Here is a 2,112-nt window from a genome sequence, read left to right as displayed (position 1 = left end):
AAGCCATTGGAACGGATAACCTTACTCGAAAAAAAACCAATATATAACCCTTATTCAAAGTTGTTGAAAACTTTATGATGCTTTACATAGGAACCCGTGTTAGCACCAGTTTTTATCATTGTTTGTCAATTAAATTATATTCTTCAAGTGCGTCTGTCCAAATGTTGTCTTTATTCAACTGAATTAATTCTAAAACAATTTTGGTGATTTTTTCTTGGTCAAAATTGTCCTTGTTAATTTGTTCAATGAAGTCTTTTGATAATTTTTCGTCTAAACATTTTACATTACTGTCAAGATTACAACAACCATATCCATCGAACGAAATTCTGCATAAATTTATTAGGTTGTCAGTCGTAAAATTGAAGTCAATAAATACAGAACCGTCTAAACAGCCTAAATAGTAGTCTGCCTTTCTGCTGTCAGGCATTGTTGTTTTAAAAAAGTCAAATTCTCTGTTCATTACCTAATTATAATATTTTCTTAAAACCTACAAGCTAAAACGTGTTTTGTCGAATGGTCAACATATTCTGCTTTCCAATAATGGGGGTCGTCAACATTTCTGTACTCCACATTTTCAAATGTATACTTAGCCATAAAAGGTTTTTTGAGAAAAATAATTATAGTTTTTTCGTCTGGCCAGCCTTTCGAGGTTTCTACAATTTCATTTCCTAGTTCAACTTCTTGATTTAGAATTTTTGTCAATGTCGAGCTATAGTTGTCTATGTGTTCTTGGGTCTTCATAAAATTGGTGCTAACGTTTTGGCGCTTGGCGAAGAAGCGGATTTCGAAGCACTATACTTTCTGCCAGCACTGAACTTGATACGAAGAACAAAGCTTCATTTAAGCACTGAACCCGCTTTTTTGCCAAACGCCTGTTATGCGGTCGTTTTTTTTCTAACGTGTTCGTATTTTCCATTTTGTCGGGTCGATTTCTTTACTAAATTCAATAACGTCTTGGTTAATTTTGAAAAGAATTGTTTCGTGTTCATTTTCTGGTGTCAATATTACTTCTTTGTCAAGCAACTTTGATATGTCAGTCATATACTTAACCAATTTGTCGTGGTCGTCCATTGAATTGAATTCTCTTGGGTCTATGTCGTTTTCCATTTCGGTGTCGTCAAAGAAATGTGCATTGATTTGAATTTTGTCTATGAATACTTTTGCAGTTGAACAAAGGTCGTGATTCCCTCTCCAAAAGTCTTCTACAACTGTAAAGTCAATTTGATTTTTGTCTTTGTCGGCTTTTCCATTAAACCAGTCAATCCGATAATTCTCATTAACGTAGTCAACCCAGATTTTCCAGTCAGAACGATTTGTATGCAATACATAAATGTCACGCCAAGAGCCGTCCCAGTAATAAATTTTTTCTTTAAGTTCTGTCCAATTCATTTTAATCAATTGCAAATTCGTCCTCACTTACTAAACCTTCATAAAATTCGTCAAATGAACTAGCAACAAAAATGTCCTCTCCACATTCGCAATCTATCCATCTAATTGTTGGCGTTTCACTCTTTCTGTAATCTAACGTAATAAACCAATGGCCATCTCCTGTAAGTAATACTTGCTTTTCTGGTAAATCCCATTCAGTTGTCATATATGAAGACTGCATTATATTGTGTCCAGAGTCTGATTTTTCATCTAAAACAATTCCAAATAGTTCGCTTACTGGAATATGATTGTCTGCCCAAGTTGTTTTAGTTTTCATTGGAAAGGCAAAACCTTTTGTATATCCTCCATTTTGACATTTAAGCAAGGATAGAAATGTCTCTGGAAGTTTCACTCCTAATTTTTTCTCAGCATTAATAATCATTCTATCCGTCAAAGTCGGATTGTTATAGTAGTTAGTATCCCAAAATTTATTAATGTCAATTTTCATTTCGGTGTCTTTTAAAATGCCGCATAACGTTCTCAGGCTTTGCGAGGTTGCGGACTAAAGAAGCCCAAAACTTTCGGTTAAACACTGAATTCAAAGATACAAAACCAACTTTAAATTAAGCCTAAAACCCGCAATCTTGCAAAGCATCTATGTAAAAGCATAACTTTGAATTTCCTAAAAACGAAGATTATGCAATTACACGATGCCTTAACTATTCCAAAGATATTCATTGGATT

At 34.0% G+C, this 2,112-nt stretch carries 4 protein-coding genes; all 4 read right to left on the bottom strand.

The genetic code is table 11. From position 1 onward, the window contains the following. Window positions 1-115: 115 nt before the first annotated feature. The gene (locus tag B0I10_RS15520; RefSeq protein ID WP_112087426.1) at window positions 116-460 is read right to left on the bottom strand and encodes a hypothetical protein; all 345 of its coding nucleotides are present in this window, start codon (window positions 458-460) and stop codon (window positions 116-118) included. A 20-nt stretch (window positions 461-480) separates the two neighbouring features. Then, window positions 481-741, bottom strand: coding sequence for a hypothetical protein (locus B0I10_RS15515; protein WP_112087425.1), 261 nt, complete (start codon window positions 739-741; stop codon window positions 481-483). 153 nt (window positions 742-894) lie between these two features. Continuing rightward, window positions 895-1,389, bottom strand: a complete 495-nt coding sequence (locus B0I10_RS15510; RefSeq protein ID WP_112087424.1) for a hypothetical protein — start codon at window positions 1,387-1,389, stop codon at window positions 895-897. Window position 1,390: 1 nt separating this feature from the next. After that, window positions 1,391-1,876: an SMI1/KNR4 family protein gene (locus B0I10_RS15505; RefSeq protein WP_112087423.1), complete on the bottom strand. Its 486-nt coding sequence runs from the start codon at window positions 1,874-1,876 to the stop codon at window positions 1,391-1,393. Window positions 1,877-2,112 lie beyond the last annotated feature (236 nt).

It is taken from the genome of Flavobacterium lacus, assembly GCF_003268815.1.
Taxonomy (GTDB): domain Bacteria; phylum Bacteroidota; class Bacteroidia; order Flavobacteriales; family Flavobacteriaceae; genus Flavobacterium; species Flavobacterium lacus.
The sequence above is the reverse complement of the archived record's forward strand: the minus strand, read 5'-3'. Positions and strand labels throughout refer to the sequence as shown.